This is a genomic window from Streptomyces sp. SA15 (assembly GCF_002291145.1).
In the GTDB taxonomy this organism is placed as follows: domain Bacteria; phylum Actinomycetota; class Actinomycetes; order Streptomycetales; family Streptomycetaceae; genus Streptomyces.
The window spans coordinates 1-2,453 of the sequence record NZ_NTGE01000176.1 but is presented as its reverse complement, the minus strand read 5'-3'; the positions used below and the strand labels follow the sequence as shown (position 1 = coordinate 2,453).

At 76.8% G+C, this 2,453-nt stretch carries 1 protein-coding gene and 1 pseudogene; both read right to left on the bottom strand.

What is annotated here, in order from left to right; genetic code table 11:
- Window positions 1-2,304, bottom strand: a 2,304-nt coding sequence (locus tag CLM62_RS38575) for a condensation domain-containing protein (protein WP_257004334.1), incomplete at its 3' end; no start/stop codon positions are given.
- A 13-nt stretch (window positions 2,305-2,317) separates the two neighbouring features.
- Window positions 2,318-2,453 (bottom strand): annotated as a pseudogene (locus tag CLM62_RS52340) (oxidoreductase); the annotation flags it as partial.

The following is a 2,453-nucleotide window of genomic DNA, read 5'->3' as shown; positions in this document are numbered from 1 at the left end:
CGGCAGGCCGGGCAGCACCGCCGCGTCCGCCGCACCGGGCCCGCCGAGCCGACGGCCCCAGAGGGCGCGCGCACCGTCGGTGTCCCGCTCCGCCAGCCACCGCGCGTGGTCGCGCAGGTCGGGGCGCCGCTCGACGACCGACGCCGGGTCGGTGCCGTCCAGGTACGCCTCGTACAACTCCTCCAGCAGCAGCGCGATGCTCCAGCCGTCCAGCAGGGCGTGGTGCAGCGTCAGCAGGACGCGGTGCCCCTCCGGCTCCTCGCGGACCGTGACCCGCAGCAGCGGCGCCTCACCGGGCGCGAAGCCCCGGTCCCGTTCGGCGCGCACCACCTCCTGCCAGGACGGCACCGGGCTGCCCGGCGTCGCGGTGGCCCGGGACCAGCTCAGTGCCGGTTCGACGTCCGGCGCGGCGGACAGCAGGGGAGCGGCCCCGTCCGTCACACGGGCGCGTAGGACGGCGTGGCGGCGGAACAGCACGCGCCAGGCCCGCTCGAAGCGGCCCCGGTCGAAGGCGCCGCGCCACCACCAGTGGAACTGCTCCACGTGCCGCCCCGGGGACGGTGCGGCGAGCGCCTCCACGACCGCGCCGTACTGCTGCGGGGTCAACGGCCAGGCACACGGTGGGGCACCGCCGGGGCCGGATTCGGTGGCGGGGGCGAGGGAACCTGTCAGGTCGGCGGCAGGGCTCGTGCCAACGGACGTGTCACGGACGGCGAGTTCGTCGAGGACCGCGCGCAAGTGGCCGGACAGGGCCCGTACGCTGTCGGCGTCCAGGCCGTCGCTCGGCGACGGCGCCCAGGCCACACCGACCCGCAGCCGTCCCTCCCGTACGACGGAGTACACCTCGGCCGCGTACAGCCGCTCGGCCCGCGCGGACCGGTCCTCCGGCGGGGGCGGGGCGGGGGACATCCGGGGGGAGACGACGAGCCGGTCGGCCTGACCCAGGTGGTTCACGCAGACCAGGGCGGCGGGCATGGCGGCCAGTTCCTCACGCAGTTCCGGGTCCGGCGACAGGTGACGGTACGTCAGGAAGCCTGCGCAGTCCGGCCGTGCGGCGAGCGCGGCGCCGACCTCGCGCAGGTAGGTCTCGGCGCCGGCCTCCCGGGGGCCGCTCAGCACCACCGGGTCGACCGACGTCAGCCACCCCACCGTCCTCGACAGATCCGCCGGGCCGGGCCCGTCGGTGCCCCGCATCGGCTCCCCGGCGGGCCGGCCCGTGGTCTCGACGTCGAACGTCACGATGCGGCAGCCCCGCCAGCGGGCCAGCGCCAGCGCCACTGCGCCGGTCAGCACCGCGTGCACCGGCTGTCCCAGGCGCTGGGGCACCTCGGTGAGGAGCCGCGAGGTCGCGTCCCGGTCCAGCGAGAAGCCGTCGTGCCGCCTCTCCGCCTCCGGGCCCGGGGGTACGGACGCGAGCAGCCCGTCGCACTCCTGCCGGGCACGGGACACCGCCCGCCAGTACTCCGCGCCGTCCGCCTCACGGGCGGCGAGGGCGAGCCGGGCGGCCCACTGCCGTTCCGTCGTGTCCTCGGGCGGGAGCCGCGGCAGCTCACCGTTCTCCAGCGCGGTGAGCGCAGCGTCCAGGTCGGCCAGCGCGATGCCCCACGAGACGGCGTCGACCACCAGGTGGTGTGCCGTGATCCGCAGTTCGTCGCCGTCGGGACCGCCGCGCCGCAGCAGCGCCCGGACGGTGCGGCCGACGGCGGGGTCCAGGCTCCGCTGGGCCTCCCGCCACAGCCGCTCGGCCTCGTCGGCACCGGCCCCGTCGGCCACCGTGAGCAGATCGCGCACGCCCTGGCCCGTGGGCGGGCCGGCCGGCCGTACACGATGCCCCGCCGGTCCACCGGGCTCGATGCGCGCGGTCAGCGCGGGGTGCGCGGTCACGACGACCTGGAGGGCCAGACGTAACAGCAGAGGATCCACGGGCTTGCGCAGACGCACCGCGACGGACTGGTTCCAGTGCGCCCGGCCCTGGCAGACCTTCTCGAAGAACCAGGACTGGACGGGGGAGAGGTCCGGGACCGGGGCGGAGGGCGGCGAGTCGGTGTCGGGCGCCGTTGCCGTGGGGCCCCGTGACGGGGTGTCCGCGGCCGGGGACTCCGTCACCGCGGGGGCCGGCGCCGGGGACTCGGCGAGGGAGCGGGCCAGGTCGGCGGGTGTCGGGTGGCGGTAGATCCGGCGGACGGTCAGGTCGAAGCCGGCCTGGCGCAGCCGCGCGACCAGCTGTACGGCGAGGACCGAATCACCGCCCGCCGCGAAGAAGTTGGCCTCGTCCAGGTCGTCCTCGGGCGCCGCTTCCAGCAACTCACGCCACGCCTCGCGGGCGGCGGCGAGGTCTGGTCCGGGCGGTAGTCGCCGCCGACCGCGAGGCCGTGCGTGCGGTCGCGGAAGGCGAGGGCGAAGACGCCACGGGCCGGATCGCCCGCCGGGATCGGCGTGTCGGAGGCCGTCCA